This window comes from Burkholderia sp. WTPI3 (genome assembly GCF_021483755.1).
In the GTDB taxonomy this organism is placed as follows: domain Bacteria; phylum Pseudomonadota; class Gammaproteobacteria; order Burkholderiales; family Burkholderiaceae; genus Burkholderia.
Genome location: NZ_JAGIXF010000115.1, coordinates 1 through 15,795, shown reverse-complemented (window position 1 = coordinate 15,795; position 15,795 = coordinate 1). Strand labels below are relative to the sequence as shown.

At 65.3% G+C, this 15,795-nt stretch carries 18 protein-coding genes and 1 pseudogene; 8 read left to right on the top strand and 11 right to left on the bottom strand.

Annotated elements, in window-relative coordinates:
• Positions 1–49: 49 nt before the first annotated feature.
• Positions 50–1,420 carry a metalloprotease PmbA gene (gene pmbA / locus J7024_RS33230; protein WP_098549374.1) on the bottom strand — a complete coding sequence of 457 codons (1,371 nt, stop codon included), beginning with the start codon at positions 1,418–1,420 and terminating at the stop codon, positions 50–52.
• Positions 1,421–1,547: 127 nt separating this feature from the next.
• On the opposite strand from pmbA, the gene yjgA reads away from it, so the two are divergent.
• Positions 1,548–2,153 carry a ribosome biogenesis factor YjgA gene (gene yjgA, locus J7024_RS33225; protein ID WP_275405004.1) on the top strand — a complete coding sequence of 202 codons (606 nt, stop codon included), beginning with the start codon at positions 1,548–1,550 and terminating at the stop codon, positions 2,151–2,153.
• On the top strand, positions 2,137–2,760 hold the full coding sequence (mog, locus tag J7024_RS33220; protein ID WP_124829320.1) for a molybdopterin adenylyltransferase: 624 nt from the start codon (positions 2,137–2,139) through the stop codon (positions 2,758–2,760). The genes yjgA and mog overlap by 17 nt, the downstream gene beginning before the upstream one ends.
• A 16-nt stretch (positions 2,761–2,776) precedes the next feature.
• Here the strand turns inward: mog and orn are convergent, their stop codons facing one another.
• The gene (orn, locus tag J7024_RS33215) at positions 2,777–3,400 is read right to left on the bottom strand and encodes an oligoribonuclease (RefSeq protein WP_124829321.1); all 624 of its coding nucleotides are present in this window, start codon (positions 3,398–3,400) and stop codon (positions 2,777–2,779) included.
• Between the two features lie 99 nt (positions 3,401–3,499).
• Here orn and J7024_RS33210 point away from each other — a divergent pair, with 99 nt between their 5' ends.
• Genes J7024_RS33210 through J7024_RS33200 form a run of 3 tightly spaced genes read left to right on the top strand, consistent with a single transcriptional unit; the run spans position 3,500 to position 6,072 of the window.
• A complete protein-coding gene (locus tag J7024_RS33210) occupies positions 3,500–4,759 on the top strand; it encodes a M48 family metallopeptidase (RefSeq protein WP_124829322.1) in 1,260 nt (419 codons plus the stop codon).
• The gene (rsgA, locus tag J7024_RS33205; protein ID WP_124829323.1) at positions 4,756–5,697 is read left to right on the top strand and encodes a ribosome small subunit-dependent GTPase A; all 942 of its coding nucleotides are present in this window, start codon (positions 4,756–4,758) and stop codon (positions 5,695–5,697) included. The genes J7024_RS33210 and rsgA overlap by 4 nt, the downstream gene beginning before the upstream one ends.
• Before the next feature lie 57 nt (positions 5,698–5,754).
• The gene (locus J7024_RS33200) at positions 5,755–6,072 is read left to right on the top strand and encodes a putative signal transducing protein (protein WP_124829324.1); all 318 of its coding nucleotides are present in this window, start codon (positions 5,755–5,757) and stop codon (positions 6,070–6,072) included.
• A gap of 77 nt (positions 6,073–6,149) precedes the next feature.
• Here J7024_RS33200 and J7024_RS33195 read toward each other — a convergent pair whose 3' ends face one another.
• The 6 genes from J7024_RS33195 to rpsP all read right to left on the bottom strand — a co-directional run bounded on the left by J7024_RS33195 (position 6,150) and on the right by rpsP (position 10,278).
• Entirely contained in the window at positions 6,150–7,088 is a 939-nt protein-coding gene (locus J7024_RS33195; RefSeq protein WP_124829325.1) for a CobD/CbiB family protein, read from the bottom strand.
• Positions 7,089–7,208: 120 nt separating this feature from the next.
• A complete protein-coding gene (locus tag J7024_RS33190) occupies positions 7,209–7,895 on the bottom strand; it encodes a CoA pyrophosphatase (protein WP_124829326.1) in 687 nt (228 codons plus the stop codon).
• Positions 7,896–7,982: 87 nt separating this feature from the next.
• Positions 7,983–8,375: a 50S ribosomal protein L19 gene (gene rplS / locus J7024_RS33185; protein ID WP_011883860.1), complete on the bottom strand. Its 393-nt coding sequence runs from the start codon at positions 8,373–8,375 to the stop codon at positions 7,983–7,985.
• Between the two features lie 133 nt (positions 8,376–8,508).
• A complete protein-coding gene (gene trmD / locus J7024_RS33180; protein WP_124829327.1) occupies positions 8,509–9,303 on the bottom strand; it encodes a tRNA (guanosine(37)-N1)-methyltransferase TrmD in 795 nt (264 codons plus the stop codon).
• Entirely contained in the window at positions 9,304–9,981 is a 678-nt protein-coding gene (rimM, locus tag J7024_RS33175; protein ID WP_124829328.1) for a ribosome maturation factor RimM, read from the bottom strand.
• A 42-nt stretch (positions 9,982–10,023) separates the two neighbouring features.
• Complete coding sequence (gene rpsP / locus J7024_RS33170; RefSeq protein ID WP_006400702.1) at positions 10,024–10,278, bottom strand: 30S ribosomal protein S16; 255 nt, start codon at positions 10,276–10,278, stop codon at positions 10,024–10,026.
• Positions 10,279–10,430: 152 nt separating this feature from the next.
• Between rpsP and J7024_RS33165 the strand changes: the two genes are divergently transcribed.
• Complete coding sequence (locus J7024_RS33165; protein ID WP_234745846.1) at positions 10,431–11,570, top strand: PQQ-dependent sugar dehydrogenase; 1,140 nt, start codon at positions 10,431–10,433, stop codon at positions 11,568–11,570.
• A 109-nt stretch (positions 11,571–11,679) separates the two neighbouring features.
• Entirely contained in the window at positions 11,680–12,147 is a 468-nt protein-coding gene (locus J7024_RS33160; protein WP_096507577.1) for an NINE protein, read from the top strand.
• Positions 12,148–12,162: 15 nt separating this feature from the next.
• On the opposite strand, the gene J7024_RS33155 is transcribed toward J7024_RS33160, so the two are convergent.
• Together J7024_RS33155 and J7024_RS33150 are read right to left on the bottom strand one after the other, a co-directional pair.
• The gene (locus tag J7024_RS33155) at positions 12,163–13,341 is read right to left on the bottom strand and encodes a PA0069 family radical SAM protein (RefSeq protein ID WP_175751066.1); all 1,179 of its coding nucleotides are present in this window, start codon (positions 13,339–13,341) and stop codon (positions 12,163–12,165) included.
• 103 nt (positions 13,342–13,444) lie between these two features.
• Entirely contained in the window at positions 13,445–13,933 is a 489-nt protein-coding gene (locus J7024_RS33150) for an Lrp/AsnC ligand binding domain-containing protein (protein WP_124829331.1), read from the bottom strand.
• Positions 13,934–14,078: 145 nt separating this feature from the next.
• On the opposite strand from J7024_RS33150, the gene J7024_RS33145 reads away from it, so the two are divergent.
• The gene (locus tag J7024_RS33145) at positions 14,079–15,365 is read left to right on the top strand and encodes a D-amino acid dehydrogenase (RefSeq protein ID WP_175751065.1); all 1,287 of its coding nucleotides are present in this window, start codon (positions 14,079–14,081) and stop codon (positions 15,363–15,365) included.
• Positions 15,366–15,662: 297 nt separating this feature from the next.
• Here J7024_RS33145 and J7024_RS33140 read toward each other — a convergent pair.
• A pseudogene (locus J7024_RS33140) lies at positions 15,663–15,795 on the bottom strand (electron transfer flavoprotein subunit alpha/FixB family protein); the annotation flags it as partial.

Sequence of the window (15,795 nt, the reverse complement as noted above, 5' to 3'; positions counted from 1 at the left end):
CTCGCGCCGATCGGGCTTTTCGTTTTCATGGCGGCCGATGCCGCTCGGCTTACTGGCCGGCGATCGTCATCTGTTCGATCAGCACCGAGCCCGTTTCCTTTGTACCGCGCACGATCGAATCCGCTCCGATCGCGACGATATGCCGGAACATTTCCTGTAGCGTGCTCGCGACGGTGATTTCCTCGACCGGGTACTGGATCACGCCGTTCTCGACCCAGAAGCCCGCCGCGCCGCGCGAATAGTCGCCGGTCACGTAGTTCACGCCCTGCCCCATCAGTTCGGTCAGCAGCAGGCCCGTGCCAAGCTTCTTCAGCATCGCGTCGAAATCGTCGCCCGGTTGCGTATTCGAGCTGCGCAGCGCGAGGTTGTGCGAGCCGCCCGCATTGCCGGTGGTCTGCGTGCCGAGCTTACGTGCGGAATAGGTCGACAGGAAGTAGCCCTCGACGACACCGTCGCTGACCACACTGCGCGCGCGCGTGCGCACGCCTTCCTCGTCGAACGGTGCGCTGCCCATTGCGCGCGGCACGTGCGGATCCTCGACGACCTGGACGTGCGGTGCGAACACCGGCTTGCCGAGGCTGTCGACGAGGAACGACGTCTTGCGGTACAGCGCACCGCCGCTCACGGCCTGCACAAATGCGCCGAGCAGGCCGGCCGCAAGCGGCGCCTCGAACAGCACGGGCACCTTGCGGGTGTCGAGACGGCGTGCCCCCATCCGCGCGAGCGCGCGTTCGGCCGCATAGCGCCCGACGGCTTCGGGTGCGGCGAGATCGACCGCGCTGCGCTTCGACGAATACCAGTCGTCGCGCTGCATGTGGCGGCCGCTGCCCGCGATCGGTGCGCACGCGATGTAGTGACGCGAATACGGGTAGCCGGCGAGAAAGCCGCGCGACGTTGCGAGCACGAACTGCGAATGCTGCGCCGACACGCTCGCGCCTTCCGAGTTGCGGATCTGCGGGCTGACGGCGAACGCGGCGTCTTCCGCGCGGCGGGCGAGCTCGACGGCCTCGTCGGCCGACAGCGCCCACGGGTGATAGAGATCGAGGTCGCGCGGGTCGGTTTCGAGCAGTTCGGCTTCGGCGAGGCCTGCCGCGTCGTCTTCGGCCGTGAAGCGCGCGATGTTGTATGCGGCGGCGACGGTATCCTTGATCGCGGCCGGCGAAAAATCGGACGTGCTCGCGTTGCCGCGCTTCTTGCCGATGAACACCGTCACGCCGACCATCTTGTCGCGGTTGTGTTCGATCGTCTCGACCTCGCCGCGGCGCACCGACACCGACAGGCCGTCACCTTCGGAGATTTCAGTCGCGGCGTCGCTCGCGCCGAGCGCCTTCGCATGGCGAAGGATGTCCGAGGCAATTTCTTTGAGTTGGTCCTGCGTGTGCGGGAAATAGCGCGCTTGTACGTCGAGATTGGCTGCCATCGTCTTGATATCCGGTGGCGGGCGGGCGCCCGCGTGTTCAAAATGTTGCGTATCCCGCGATCATAGCAAGGTCCGGGGCCGGATACCGACAAGCTTCGGGGGTCCGCGCCGCGATACAATGCCGCCCATGACACGCAAAACCCGAATCCAGCCGATCGAGCATGCCGTCGAAGACGACGACAATGGATACGATCGCCCCAGCAAATCCCAGTTGAAACGCGAGATGCACGCGCTGCAGGAGCTCGGCCAGGCACTGGTCGACCTGCCGAAGGACGCGCTCAAGCGCATGCCGATGCCCGAAGATCTTGCGGACGCCGTGCGCGAAGCCCGCCGGATCACCGATCACGAAGGCAAGCGCCGCCAGTTGCAGTACGTCGGCCGCGTGATGCGCTCGCTGACCGACGACGAGACGGCCGCGCTGCGCACCGCGCTCGACGCACAGCGCGGCGTCAACAAGGCCGCGACGGCGCGCCTGCACTGGATCGAGCGCACGCGCGAACAGTTGCTCGCGAACGACGACGCGCTGACCGAATTCCTCCGCCAGCACCCCGAGGCCGACATCCAGGAAGGCCGCACGCTGATCCGCAACGCACGCAAGGAAGCGCAGCAAGGCAAGCCGCCGCGCTATTTCCGCGAACTGTTCCAGTGGATCAAGACCGCAAGCGGCACGGACGAGGCGGACGGCGATGACGCGCCGGACGATGCCGGAGACGACCATGACGACGAAGCGTAACCACCCGGACGAGCTCGTGGTCGGCCTCGTGTCGATCAGCGACCGCGCGAGCACCGGCGTCTACGAGGACAAGGGCATTCCGGCGCTGCAGGAATGGCTTGCCGGCGCGCTGACCTCGCCCTGGCGCGCCGAAACCCGGCTGATCCAGGACGACGCACCGACAATCTCCGCCACGCTGGCCGAACTCGTCGACGTCGCCGGCTGCGATCTCGTGCTGACGACGGGCGGCACCGGCCCCGCGCGCCGCGACGTGACGCCGGAGGCCACGCTGGCCGTGGCAACAAAGGAAATGCCGGGATTCGGCGAACAGATGCGGCAGATCAGCCTGAATTTCGTGCCGACCGCAATCCTCTCGCGGCAGGTCGCGGTGATCCGCGAAACGGCCCGGGCCGACCATGCGGCGCTGATCATCAACCTGCCCGGTCAGCCGAAGTCGATCCGGGAAACGCTCGAAGGGCTGCGCGATGCCGACGGCAAGTCGACCGTGCCCGGCATCTTCGCCGCAGTGCCCTATTGCATCGACCTGATCGGCGGCCCGTATATCGAGACCGACGCCGCGGTGGTCGCGGCATTCCGGCCGAAGAACGCCCAGCGCGCGCCGCGCTGAGCGTGTGCCGGCCCGCTCAGGCGGCCGGCGCGGACTCGCCTGCCGGCGCCGCCGATGCGGCCGGAATCAGGAAATGCTGGCGGTAGTACTTGAGCTCGTCGATCGATTCGAGGATGTCCGCCAGCGCCGTATGCATCGCGCGCTTCTGGAAACCCTTGTAGATCGCGGGCTGCCAGCGGCGGCACAACTCCTTGAGCGTGCTGACGTCGAGGTTGCGGTAGTGGAAGAACCGCTCGAATTCCGGCATCCAGCGCGCCATGAAGCGGCGGTCCTGGCAGATCGAGTTGCCGCACATCGGCGACTTGCCGGGCGACACGTACTGCGCGAGGAACGCCTGCAACTGCGCGGCGGCTTCCTCCTCGGTCACGGTCGACGCGCGCACGCGGTCGATCAGGCCCGAACGGCCGTGCGTCGACTTGTTCCAGTCGTCCATCTTCGCGAGCGTTTCGTCGCTCTGGTGGATCGCGAACACAGGGCCTTCCACGGCAATGTCGAGCGTGGAATTGGTCACGACGACCGCGATTTCGATGATGCGGTCGTTATCCGGGTCGAGGCCCGTCATCTCCATGTCGAGCCAGACGAGGTTCAACTCGTTGCGCACGAGCGCGGGCTGGCTGGCGGAAGCGGCGGTATCGGTCATGAGTCATCCTGGAAAATGGCGGACGGCGGGCGGCATCGCGTAAGCGGGCCCGGTCCGCAAGAACATATAATTCTCGCATAGAACCCTTTGGCGCCTTCGATGTCACCCTTTTCGTTCACCCTGCTGTTTGCGATCGCCGTGCTCGCGATGGTCGTCACCAAGCTATGGCTCGCGTCGCGGCAGATCCGCTTCGTCGCCGCGCACCGCAACGGTGTGCCCGCGCAGTTCAGCGCCACCATTCCGCTGAGTGCTCACCAGCGCGCGGCCGACTACACCGTCGAGCGCACCCGGCTCGCGATGTTCGAGATCGTCGTCAGCGCGGCCGTGCTGGTCGGTCTCACGCTGCTCGGCGGCGTAGGCGCGCTCGACACGCTGCTCACCGGCTGGTTCGGTCGCGGCTACGGGCAGCAGGTCGCGCTCGTCGCCGCCGTGCTCGTGATCACGAGCGTGATCGACGTGCCGTTCGAGTATTACCGCCAGTTCGGAATCGAACAGCGTTTCGGCTTCAACCGGATGACCAGGCGGCTGTTCTTCACCGACATGCTGAAAAACACGCTGCTCGGCGCCGTGCTGGGCCTGCCGCTGCTGTTCGTCGTGCTGTGGCTGATGAACCAGGCCGGCAGCCTGTGGTGGCTGTGGACGTGGATCGTCTGGGTCGCGTTCCAGATGCTCGTGCTGCTGATCTACCCGACCTTCATAGCGCCGATCTTCAACAAGTTCGAACCACTGAAGGACGACGCGCTGCGCACGCGCATCGAGTCGCTGATGAAGCGTTGCGGCTTCGCGGCGAAGGGCCTGTTCGTGATGGACGGCAGCCGCCGTTCCGCGCACGGCAACGCGTACTTCACGGGCTTCGGCGCATCGAAGCGGATCGTGTTCTTCGACACGCTGCTCGCTCGGCTGTCGGGCCAGGAAATCGAAGCCGTGCTCGCACACGAGCTCGGTCACTTCAAGCGCCGTCACGTGATGAAGCGGATGCTGGTGTCGTTCGTGCTGAGCCTCGTGCTGCTCGCCCTGCTCGGCTGGCTCGCGCAACGCACGTGGTTCTACACCGGCCTCGGCGTCACGCCGTCGCTCGACTCCAGCAACGCAGGTGCCGCGCTCGTGCTCTTCTTCCTCGCGATTCCCGTGTTCCTGTTCTTCGCGACGCCGTTCAGCAGCCTCACGTCGCGCAGGCACGAATTCGAGGCCGACGCGTTCGCGGCCAGCCAGACCGATGCACAGGATCTCGTCAGCGCGCTCGTGAAGCTTTACGAGGACAACGCGTCGACACTGACGCCCGACCCCGTCTACACGGCCTTCTACTACTCGCATCCGCCCGCCTCGCAGCGGATCGACCGCCTGATGCAGCACGCATGAGCCGGCCGACCTCCCGCAAGCCGGCCCCGCGTGCGTCGGACGCGCCGCGAGTCGAAGGCCGCGTGATCGCGGCGCATGGCCGCCACTACATCGTCGCCCCCGACGACGACGGCCCGATGCTGCAGTGCTTCCCGCGCGGCAAGAAGAGCGACATCGCGGTCGGCGACCGCGTCGTGTACGAACAGGCATCGGCCGACCAGGGCGTGATCGTCGAGATCGGCGAGCGGCGCAACCTGCTGTACCGCTCGGACCAGTTCAAGTCGAAACTCTTCGCGGCCAACCTCGACCAGTTGCTGATCGTTCTCGCGACCGAGCCCTATTTCAGCGAAGACCTGCTCGGCCGCGCGCTGATCGCGGCCGAGGCGAACGAACTGAAGCCGCTCGTCGTACTGAACAAGATCGACGTCGAAGCCGCACTCCCGGTCGCCCGCGAACGTCTCGCGCCCTACCGGGCCCTCGGCTACGACGTGCTCGAGCTGTCGGTAAAAGGCTCGCCCGACGATGCGCGCGCGCAGTTGGTACCGCATCTGGCCGGGCATTCGACGATCCTGCTCGGCCAGTCCGGGATGGGCAAGTCGACACTCGTGAACCTGCTCGTGCCCAATGCCGAGGCCGCGACCCGCGAAATCTCGGCGGCGCTCAACAGCGGTCGCCACACGACGACGTTCACGCGCCTCTATCCGCTCGAAGGCGGCGGTGCGCTGATCGATTCTCCGGGGTTCCAGGAATTCGGCCTTTATCACCTGACCGAAGGCCGCCTCGAGCGCGCGTTCCCGGAATTCCGCCCGCTGCTCGCGGACTGCCGTTTCTATAATTGCCATCATCTGCACGAGCCCGGCTGCGCGATTCTCGAAGCCGTCGCCGATGGCCGCATCGCGCCGTCGCGGCATGCGCTCTACGCTCAGCTCGTGCACGAGGCAAGCCAGATCGTCCGCTGATCGCGCGGCGGGCAGAAGGCGGGCCGGTTGGACCGGCCTTCACCGACAGGAGCCGCGATGCGTTTCAAGGCACCCGATCTCGCGACTGCGCAGCATTGGGCCAATGTCCTGCAGGTGGCCGGCATAGGTTGCGAGCTGCATAACTGCTACGCGACCGGCGCACTCGGCGGCCTGCCCGCCGACGCGTGCGCGCCCGAGCTGTGGCTCGCCGACGAGCGCGACGATGCGCTGGCGCGGCGCCTTCTCGATGCCGCGTCGAATGGCCCGTCGGCCGGCGCTGCCCCATGGCGCTGTCGCCAGTGCGGCGAAGCGCTGGAGGCCCAGTTCACGGCCTGCTGGCAATGCGGCGCGGTGCGCGATCCGCTCGACGACTGAATGCGCCGAGCGCACCCACAGCAAAAAGGCCGGCATCAAGCCGGCCTTTTCATTTCATCGGGCGCTGCCCTCTCGCGTCATGACACCCAGACGGCAAGCGTCAGCATCAGCAGCAGGATCATCCACAGGATCACCGCGCGCCAGACCAGGCCGACGGCCGACTGCAGCGTGCGCGGCGTGCAATCGTCGCCAACCGTCAGCGGGCCGCTATCGCCGACTGCGAGCGCGTCGAGACTCGACGGTTCCGCGAGCGGCCCGGCCAGGCGCGCGCCGAGTGCGCCGCTACCGGCCGCGAGCAGCACGCCGTCGTTCGGGTCCGGCCACTGACGCGTGTGGTTGCGCCACGCGTAGATCGCATCCTCGAAGTTGCCGACGATCGCGAAGCCGAGCGCCGTCAGTCGCGACGGAATCCAGTCGATCGCGAAGAACGCGCGCTGCGCGAACGTCGAGAATGCAGCCGTGCGATCGTCGCCCGGCGTCGACCACGTGCGCGCAAGATATTCGGAAATGCGGTACAGCACGGCGCCGGCCGGGCCGATCGGCAGCACGTACCAGAAGAACACACCGAACACATGACGATGCGATGCGACGACCGCATGAATCAGCGTGTGGCGGACGATTTCGCCGACCGGCATGTCGACCGTATCGAGGCCCGTCCACTCGTGCAGGATTTCGCGCGCGCGCGGCACGTCGTCATTGTTGAGCGCGAGATGGATGTCAGTGAAATAGTGGCTGAACTGACGGAACCCGAGCGTGAAATACACGACGACGACGTTCCAGATGAACGCGAGCACGAAGCTCACCTTGTAAAGCAGGAAATAGATCAGCGCGACGACCAGCACCCACGGTAGCACGACCGCGAGCCACGCGAGAACGCCATGCTTTTGCTTGCCGGCGTCGAGACCATGCGCGACGGTTTCCGCATGAAACTGGAACAGCGCGAACACGGGATTGCTCGGCGACAACGCGCGGACCTGTTCGATGATGAGAGCGAGGAGAACCGAAAAGAAAGTCATGCGTGGCGCCGTCTTCGGAGTTATGTCATTTTTTGCATAACGATAGCACAGCGTAAGCAGCGCATGGCTGCCGGCGCGAACGCCCGGCAGACGGCCGCGTGCGCCGGATCCGGCGGGATGTCATCCGGCTGCCAAGAAGCGGTACAGATTGCGCAACATGCCGGCAGTTGCGCCCCAGATGAAGTAATGCCCGTCGGATTTGCCATTCGGATAGGGCATCGCAAAAAAACGACGTTCGCCGCCTTCCCAGCGGAACACGCGGACCTGATGGTTCGCCGGGCTCATCAGGAACGCGAGCGGCACCTCGAAAATCTCGGCGACTTCGAACGTGTCGGCCTGCACGGTAAATGGCGGATGCACGAGTCCCACGACAGGTGTCACGCAAAAGCCGGTGCCCGTCAGGTAGTCGGGCAACGCGCCGAGAATCTCGACCCGCTCTGCGGCCAGCCCGATTTCCTCCTTCGCCTCGCGCAACGCCGTCGCGGTCGTGTCGCAATCGAACGGTTCTCGACGACCGCCAGGGAAACTGATCTGCCCGGCGTGGTCGTTCAGATGATCCGCGCGCTGCGTGAGCAGCACGGTGAGGCCGGTGTCGCGAACGACGAGCGGCACGAGGACGGCAGCGCTGCGCGGATCGACACCCTCCTGCAGCCGCGCTTCGCCGGGTTCGACACTCCATTCGAGCGTGCGCGCGAAACGCTCGCGCAAGCCGGCCGGCATCAGCAAACGGGAATCGATGGAGGGCAGGCCCGCGCCGGTGCCTTCGACCGGCAGGACCTCGGGATCAATGATGGGGCGACGATTCAATGGAACTCTCGCGTTCGTGTCGTATCGAGCATATTGTCGCGCCAGAATGAAAAAAGCACCCGGGTGGGTGCTTTTTCCTTACAGCTCTTACTCTTGGGAAGCTGCTGCGGTGCGATCCTTCGACACCAGCTTTTCCTTGATTCGAGCCGACTTGCCCGAACGCTCGCGCAGGTAGTACAGCTTCGCACGACGCACATCGCCGCGACGCTTCACGACGATACTCGCCAGCAGCGGCGAGTAGGTCTGGAACGTACGCTCGACACCTTCGCCCGACGAAATCTTGCGGACGATGAAGTTCGAGTTCAGGCCACGGTTGCGAATCGCGATCACGACGCCTTCGTATGCCTGAACGCGCTTGCGGTTACCTTCAACCACGTTCACGTTCACGATCACCGTGTCGCCCGGGGCGAATTCGGGGATCGTCTTGCCGGCGAGCGCGCGCTCGATCTCTTCCTGCTCAAGTTTTGCAATCAGATTCATCACTGACTCCTAAAGCCATCATGTCGGCGTTTGCACCCGCCTGCTCCCAGGCTTGGCCCCGATAGAGGATGGATTTACATCAGGCACCGCGCACGCATGCACGGCACCGCCATTTCCCGCCTGCGACGCCGCCTCAAGAGGCGTTCTTCGCTTCGCGTGCGAGGTTCGCAAGCCATGCCTCGTCGGCACGGCTCAGCAATTTGTCGCGACGCGCCCGGTCGATCAGATCCGGCCGCTTCTGCAACGTATTCTTCAAGGCTTCCTGCCGTCGCCACCGCTCGATCTCGGCGTGATGCCCGCCGAGCAGCACGTCCGGCACGCGCATCCCCTCGTATTCCTCGGGGCGCGTGTAATGCGGACAATCGAGCAGCCCGTCGGCGAAGCTGTCCTGCACGGCCGACTGCGAGTCGTTCAGCACACCGGGCAGCAAGCGCACGACGGCATCCATCATCGCCATCGCCGGGAGTTCGCCACCGGACAGAACGAAATCGCCGAGGCTGATTTCCTCGTCGACGCAACGGTCAAGCAGACGCTGGTCGATCGCTTCGTAGCGACCGCACAGCACGACGACGCCCGGCTCCTGCGCCATTCGCATCGCGCGTTCGTGCGTGAAAGGCGCGCCTTGCGGCGACATCATCACCACACGCGTGCTCGCGACACCCTGCTCCGCCTGCGCTGCCTTCGCAGCACCGATCGCAGCTTCGAGCGGCTTAGCCAGCATCACCATGCCCGGGCCGCCACCGTACGGACGATCATCGACCGTGCGGTAGTTATCCGTCGTGAAATCACGCGGGTTCCAGGTGCGCAGCCCGAAGCGCTCCTGCTTCACGGCCCGGCTGGTGATCCCCCAGTCGGTCAGCGCGCGGAACATTTCGGGAAAGAGCGTGATGACATCGAACTGCACCGCGCTCTCCGTAGCCTGGTTCATTTAGTAATCGGCTTCCCAGTCGACGACGATGCGACGTGCCGCCTGATCCACCGTTTTGACGTATACACCGACGAACGGAATCAGCCGTTCGGCGGTGTCCGGCTGACCGTCTTTGCCGATCGCCGGATATTCGACGCGCATGATCGAATGCACGCCGTTGTCGATCATCCCGCTCACTGTCCCGAGCGCCACCGATTGCTCGTTGACGACCTCGAGACCGATCAGGTCGACCCAATAGAATTCGTCCGCGGCCAATGCCGGGAAATCCTCCCGGCGCACGAACACGCGAAAGCCGCGCAAAGCCAGTGCGGCATCGCGGTCGCTGACACCCGCGGATTGCGCGACGACCGTGTCGCCGTGCGTCTTCGACTGCAGGATGCGGGCGGACAACCGCTCCCCACCCCGTTCCAGCCACCAGCGGCGTGCATTTAGCAGCGCATCGCCGCCGCGACCGGCGTCGGCATGCGTCGCCACCTTGACCCAACCCTTCAGGCCATAGGCGTCGACCACCGCCCCGACCTCGACAGCATCGTCGGGCCAGGCTTGCACCGCCTCGAGGCTGCCCTGCTCGGCAGCCGTACCGGCGTCCGCGACAACGTCGCGTGCGACCGGCTTGCGGACGAATGCGCCAAACGACGCTCGCCCGCGCTTCGTGTTACCGGAATCGTGACCGGACATCAATGCTCCTTGCAGCCGGCACGACCGGCACACCGCGCCATGTTAGGCAGCCGGTTGCGCCTTTTGCGCTTCCTTCACGAGACGCTGGACGGTCGGCGACAGTTGTGCGCCAACGCCTTGCCAGTACGTCAGACGGTCCTGAGCGATACGCAGCGCTTCGCCCTTCGTAGCAACCGGGTTGTAGAAACCGACGCGCTCGATGAAGCGGCCGTCACGACGGTTACGCGAATCGGTAGCAACGATGTTGTAGAACGGGCGCTTCTTCGAGCCGCCGCGAGCCAGACGGATGATAACCATATGAAATCCTTCGGGGAAACCGGGTTCGAAACTACTGAAACGTGCGATTATAGCCGGAAACTGAAGCCACAACAAACACTTACGCGCAAAAATTCCGCGGATGCCTCAGTCACCGGGCATACAATCGTCGTGTTCAGACGCCGCCCACAGCCATGCCGCTATTTCGCGCAACGTCGAAGCACCGCGCGCAGCACCGCCTCACGGGCTTGCTGGCCGGTCTCGCCACCTGTCTCGCGTCCGCTGCGGCTTGCGCCGCACTGCCGGTGGGCGAACTCGTCATGCCACCCGGCTTTCACGTGGACGTGCTGACCGACGCCGTGCCGACTGCGCGCGAAATGGCGTGGTCGCCCCGCGGTATCCTGTATGTCGGCACACGGGAAGGCCGCGTGCACGCGCTCGTGATGCACGAGGGCCGGATCGGCGCCCACTACGTGATCGCGTCGGGGCTCGACATGCCCGTCGGTGTCGCGTATCGCGACGGTGCGCTCTATATATCGGCCGTATCGCGCATCCTGCGCCTCGACCACATCGACGACCGGCTATCGAAGCCGCCCGCGCCGGTGGTCGTGACGGACGCGCTGCCGACCGAACATCACCACGGCTGGAAATTCATCGCGTTCGGCCCCGACGGCAAGCTTTATGTGCCGACCGGCGCACCGTGCAACGTATGTCTCGTCGACCGCAGCCGGTACGCGATCATCGCACGGATGAACGCCGACGGCAGCGGGCGCGAGGTATTTGCCCGTGGTGTGCGCAATACGGTCGGCTTCGCGTGGCACCCCGACTCCGGCGAGCTGTGGTTCACCGACAACGGGCGCGACATGATGGGCGACGACGCACCCGACGACAAGCTGAACCGCGCACCGCGCGCGGGCCTCGACTTCGGTTTCCCTTACTGCCACGGCGGCGACACGCCCGACCCCGAATTCGGCAGCCCCGACGTGTGCCGCCGATATGTGCAGCCCGTCCTGAAACTTGGCGCGCACGTCGCGGCACTGGGCATGCGTTTCTATACGGGACCGATGTTTCCGGCGTCGTATCGCAATAGCGTATTCATTGCCGAGCACGGCTCGTGGAATCGCAGCACGAAAGTCGGCTACCGCGTAATGCGCGCCGTCGTGTCGGCGGATGGCAGTCACGCAAGCCAGACGCCATTCATCACGGGCTGGCTGCGTGCGAACGGTACGGTGTGGGGCCGCCCCGCCGACGTGCTGCCGCTACCGGACGGCTCGCTGCTCGTCAGCGACGATTACGCGGGCGCCATCTACCGCGTCACCTATGCGTCACCTTGACGCAGGCGAGGGGTGACCGGGTCCCACCGGGCATCGTAGAATGCGTGCCGGGCCGTGCGCCCGCGCCGGCCTGTCGGGCCGCCCATGCAACGATCATCCGCCGCCACCCATGTCCAGCAGCACCGCACCGTCCCGCCGCTTCCGCTCCAAGACGCTTACCGCCGCCCTCGCCTTCCTGTTCGGATCGCTCGGCGCGCATCGCTTCTACCTGTATGGCTTTCGCGACGTGTACGGCTGGGCGCACCTGCTCGCGACGATCGTCGGCATCCCCGGCTTCCTGCTGCTCGCCGCCACACAGCGCAGCGCCGGCCTCGGCTGGTGGCTCGCGGTGCCCGGCGCGATCTCGCTGCTGGCCGCGTTCCTCGCCGCGCTCGTCTACGGGCTGCGCCCCGACGAAAAATGGGATGCGCAATTCAATGCCGACACCGGCAAGCACAGCCGATCCGGCTGGACAGTGATCTTCATCGTGATCTTCTCGCTGCTGATCGGTGCGTTCCTGCTGATGACCGCGCTCGCGCTGTCGTTCCAGACGTATTTCGAATCGCAAGTCGAAGCAGCAAAGCAGATTTCGCAATAAGCGCCGACGCGCGGGTCAGAACAGGCTCAACTGCGCGTCGTCACGCACCTTCGCACCTGTTGCGCCCGCAACGATGCGCTGCGCGGGCGCCTTGCCCGCCGGTGCGCCGCGAAACTGCGACAGATCCAGGATGCCTTTCGTGCGTTCATTCAACCCGAGCCGCTTGACGGCCTGACGGAAGCGCTGCCGCAACAGGTCGGCCCAGATCCCTTCCCCCTTCATCCGCTTCGAGAAATCCGAGTCGTAGTCCTTCCCGCCGCGCATGTCGCGCACGCGGTTCATGACGCGTTCCGCACGATCGGGGAAATGCGCGGACAGCCAGTTCTTGAACAGCGGCGCTACCTCCCACGGCAGCCGCAGGATGATGTAGCTCGCATGCGTCGCACCGGCATCCGCGCAGGCCTCGAGCACGCGCTCCAGGTCGGGCTCGGTGACGAACGGGATCATCGGTGCAATGCTCACGCCCACCGGCACGCCCGCGTCGCGCAGCGCGCGGATCGTACGCAAGCGGCGCGCCGGGGTCGCCGCTCGCGGCTCCAGCGTGCGCGCGAGATCGGCGTCGAGCGTGGTGATAGTGACCGCAGCCATCACCTGTCCGCGCGCGGCCATCGGCGCGAGCAGATCGAGATCGCGCTCGATCAGCGACGACTTCGTGATCGCTGCGAATGGCAGCCCGTGATCGTGCATCACCTGGATCACGCTGCGCGTGATGCGCAGTTCGCGCTCGACCGGCTGGTATGCATCTGTGTTCACGCCGAGCGCGATGGGTTCGGGCACGTAGCGCTTACGCGAAATCTCGCGTTCGAGCAGTTCGGCCGCGTTGACCTTCGCATAGATGCGGCTCTCGAAATCGAGCCCCGGCGATAAACCGAGATAACTGTGCGTAGGCCGCGCGAAGCAGTAGATGCAACCGTGCTCGCAGCCGCGATACGGATTGAGCGACACGCTGAACGGAATGTCTGGCGACTGGTTGTGCGTCAGGATGCTCTTGGCGCGCTCCTCGAACACCTGCGTGCGCAGCGGCGCGGCCAGATCGGCATCGTCCGATTCGTGCATCCAGCCGTCGTCCACCGTTTCGCGCAGGGTCGTTTCGTAACGGCCCTGCAGGTTGTCGACCGCACCACGCCCCTTGCGGGGCGCGGGCGGTGCTATCGGAAATTCGTTGTCGGACAGACCGTCCATGCGCTCACCCATTCGCCTGCACCCAATACTGTATATTTATACAGTATTGGGTGCAGCGTGCCAAGGGCGCGATATGTGGACCGACAGGCAGTCCGAAGCCGGGCCGCCGCAGCGGTCATTCGCCGACTGAAATCGTCAGCGTCTCCTTGATTTCCTCCATCACGACATAGCTCTTCGACTGTACCGCGCCGGGCAATTGCAGCAGGATGTCGCCGAGCAGCTTGCGATAGTCGGCCATCTCGCCGATCCGCGCCTTGATCAGGTAGTCGAAATCGCCCGACACGAGATGGCACTCGAGCACCTCGTCGATCTTCATCACTTCGCGGCGAAACTGCTCGAACATGTTGCCACCCTTGTGGCCGAGCGTGATCTCGACGAATACCAGCAGCGCCGCGCCGAGCTGGCCCGGATCGACGCGCGCGTGATAGCCGGTGATGACGCCGTCCCGCTCCATGCGCCGCACGCGTTCGATGCACGGCGTCACGGTCAGTCCGACCTGTTCCGCGAGGTCCTTCATCGCCATCCGGCCGTCTTCCTGAAGCAGTTTCAGGATGCGCCGGTCGAGCTTGTCGAGGGAGCGTACTGGCTGGCGTTGCGTTCTCATTTGTTTCTTCTGAAAACCTGAAAAATACGATAACAAAACCTACACATTCGACAATACCATAGCTCAAAAAACTAGATCAGCTAGAGGTTACACGGAGCCGCGGGTGCGCCCGGCCTCGACCTGATCCCTTCCATCTGGAGCAGCTATGCGAGTCGTCATTCTGGGCAGCGGTGTGGTGGGCGTGGCAAGCGCGTATTACCTCGCGCGCGCCGGTCATGAAGTCACGGTGATCGACCGGGAGGCCGGCCCCGCGCTCGAGACGAGCTTCGCGAACGCGGGCCAGATCTCGCCCGGCTATGCCGCGCCGTGGGCCGCTCCCGGCGTGCCGTTGAAGGCCGTCAAGTGGATGTTCGAGAAGCATGCTCCGCTCGCGATCCGCCTCGACGGCACGCGCTTCCAGTTGCAGTGGATGTGGCAGATGCTGCGCAACTGCACGGCCGAGCGCTATGCGGTCAACAAGGGCCGCATGGTCCGCCTCGCCGAATACAGCCGCGATTGCCTGCAGGCGCTGCGCGCCGACACCGGCATCCAGTACGAAGGTCGCACGGGCGGCACGCTGCAGTTGTTCCGCACGCAGCAGCAACTCGACGGCGCGGCGAAGGACATCGCGGTGCTGCAGGAAGCGAACGTGCCGTTCGAACTGCTGTCGCCGGCCGAACTGAAGAACGCCGAACCGGCTCTCGCCGCCGTGTCGCACAAGCTGACGGGCGGCCTGCGCCTGCCGGGCGACGAAACGGGCGACTGCCAGCTGTTCACGACGCGCCTCGCGGCGCTCGCCGAATCGCTCGGTGTCAAGTTCCGCTACAACACGCCGATCGACGCACTCGCGATTGCCGGCGGCAAGATCGCCGGCGTGCAGTGCGGCAGCGAGACGGTACGCGCGGATGCGTACGTCGTCGCGCTCGGCTCGTACTCGACCAGCTTCATCTCGAACCTGATGAAGATTCCGGTCTATCCGCTCAAGGGCTATTCGATCACCGCGCCGATCGTCAACGAAGCGGCTGCCCCCGTGTCGACGGTGCTCGACGAAACCTACAAGATCGCGATCACGCGTTTCGACCAGCGCATCCGCGTCGGCGGCATGGCGGAAATCGTCGGCTTCGACAAGAGCCTGCGCGCAGCGCGTCGCGAAACGCTAGAAATGTGCGTGAACGACCTGTTCCCGGGCGGCGGCGATACGTCGAACGCGACGTTCTGGACGGGCCTGCGCCCGATGACGCCGGACGGCACGCCGATCGTCGGCCGCACGCCGGTATCGAACCTGTTCCTGAACACCGGCCATGGCACGCTCGGCTGGACGATGTCGTGTGGCTCGGGCCAGTTGCTGGCCGACCTGATCTCGGGCAAGAAGCCGGCAATCCAGGCCGACGACTTGTCGGTACATCGCTACCTGAAGGACGTGGCCGGGCAGACGCGTCCGGCATACGCGTAAGTCCAGACGGCCCGCCGCCATGCGGGCCGGCCGGCATCGAAAGGAAAGGCGCCGCGCGGGCGCCTTTTTCGTTTCGACGAACGGACAGCCGGATCTGAACGGGATGTCCGCCAACGCGAGCCCGCTCCCGGCGCCCTCTGCTTCGAGTCCGTCGCCGGCATGAATACATGTTCTGCGCAGCATCGCCCGAACGCGATCTTCGTACCGGGAACCTCCCCTTCTTCGCTCGGAGCATGAAAAAAGGGGCGCTCATCGCGCCCCTCATCTTGCTGCTTACCGCTGAAGCATCACACTGCTTCAGCCGAGCTCGGTCACGAGTTCCGGCACGAGCGCGAACAGATCGCCGACGAGACCGTAATCGGCCACGCTGAAGATCGGCGCCTCCGGATCCTTGTTGATCGCGACGATCACCTTCGAATCCTTCATCCCA

Coding starts and splice junctions, on each gene's coding strand:
- pmbA (WP_098549374.1), bottom strand. CDS start 1,420: ATGGCAGCCAATCTCGACGTACAAGCGCGCTATTTCCCGCACACGCAG.
- yjgA (WP_275405004.1), top strand. CDS start 1,548: ATGACACGCAAAACCCGAATCCAGCCGATCGAGCATGCCGTCGAAGAC.
- mog (WP_124829320.1), top strand. CDS start 2,137: ATGACGACGAAGCGTAACCACCCGGACGAGCTCGTGGTCGGCCTCGTG.
- orn (WP_124829321.1), bottom strand. CDS start 3,400: ATGACCGATACCGCCGCTTCCGCCAGCCAGCCCGCGCTCGTGCGCAAC.
- J7024_RS33210 (WP_124829322.1), top strand. CDS start 3,500: ATGTCACCCTTTTCGTTCACCCTGCTGTTTGCGATCGCCGTGCTCGCG.
- rsgA (WP_124829323.1), top strand. CDS start 4,756: ATGAGCCGGCCGACCTCCCGCAAGCCGGCCCCGCGTGCGTCGGACGCG.
- J7024_RS33200 (WP_124829324.1), top strand. CDS start 5,755: ATGCGTTTCAAGGCACCCGATCTCGCGACTGCGCAGCATTGGGCCAAT.
- J7024_RS33195 (WP_124829325.1), bottom strand. CDS start 7,088: ATGACTTTCTTTTCGGTTCTCCTCGCTCTCATCATCGAACAGGTCCGC.
- rplS (WP_011883860.1), bottom strand. CDS start 8,375: ATGAATCTGATTGCAAAACTTGAGCAGGAAGAGATCGAGCGCGCGCTC.
- trmD (WP_124829327.1), bottom strand. CDS start 9,303: ATGAACCAGGCTACGGAGAGCGCGGTGCAGTTCGATGTCATCACGCTC.
- rimM (WP_124829328.1), bottom strand. CDS start 9,981: ATGTCCGGTCACGATTCCGGTAACACGAAGCGCGGGCGAGCGTCGTTT.
- rpsP (WP_006400702.1), bottom strand. CDS start 10,278: ATGGTTATCATCCGTCTGGCTCGCGGCGGCTCGAAGAAGCGCCCGTTC.
- J7024_RS33165 (WP_234745846.1), top strand. CDS start 10,431: ATGCCGCTATTTCGCGCAACGTCGAAGCACCGCGCGCAGCACCGCCTC.
- J7024_RS33160 (WP_096507577.1), top strand. CDS start 11,680: ATGTCCAGCAGCACCGCACCGTCCCGCCGCTTCCGCTCCAAGACGCTT.
- J7024_RS33155 (WP_175751066.1), bottom strand. CDS start 13,341: ATGGGTGAGCGCATGGACGGTCTGTCCGACAACGAATTTCCGATAGCA.
- J7024_RS33150 (WP_124829331.1), bottom strand. CDS start 13,933: ATGAGAACGCAACGCCAGCCAGTACGCTCCCTCGACAAGCTCGACCGG.
- J7024_RS33145 (WP_175751065.1), top strand. CDS start 14,079: ATGCGAGTCGTCATTCTGGGCAGCGGTGTGGTGGGCGTGGCAAGCGCG.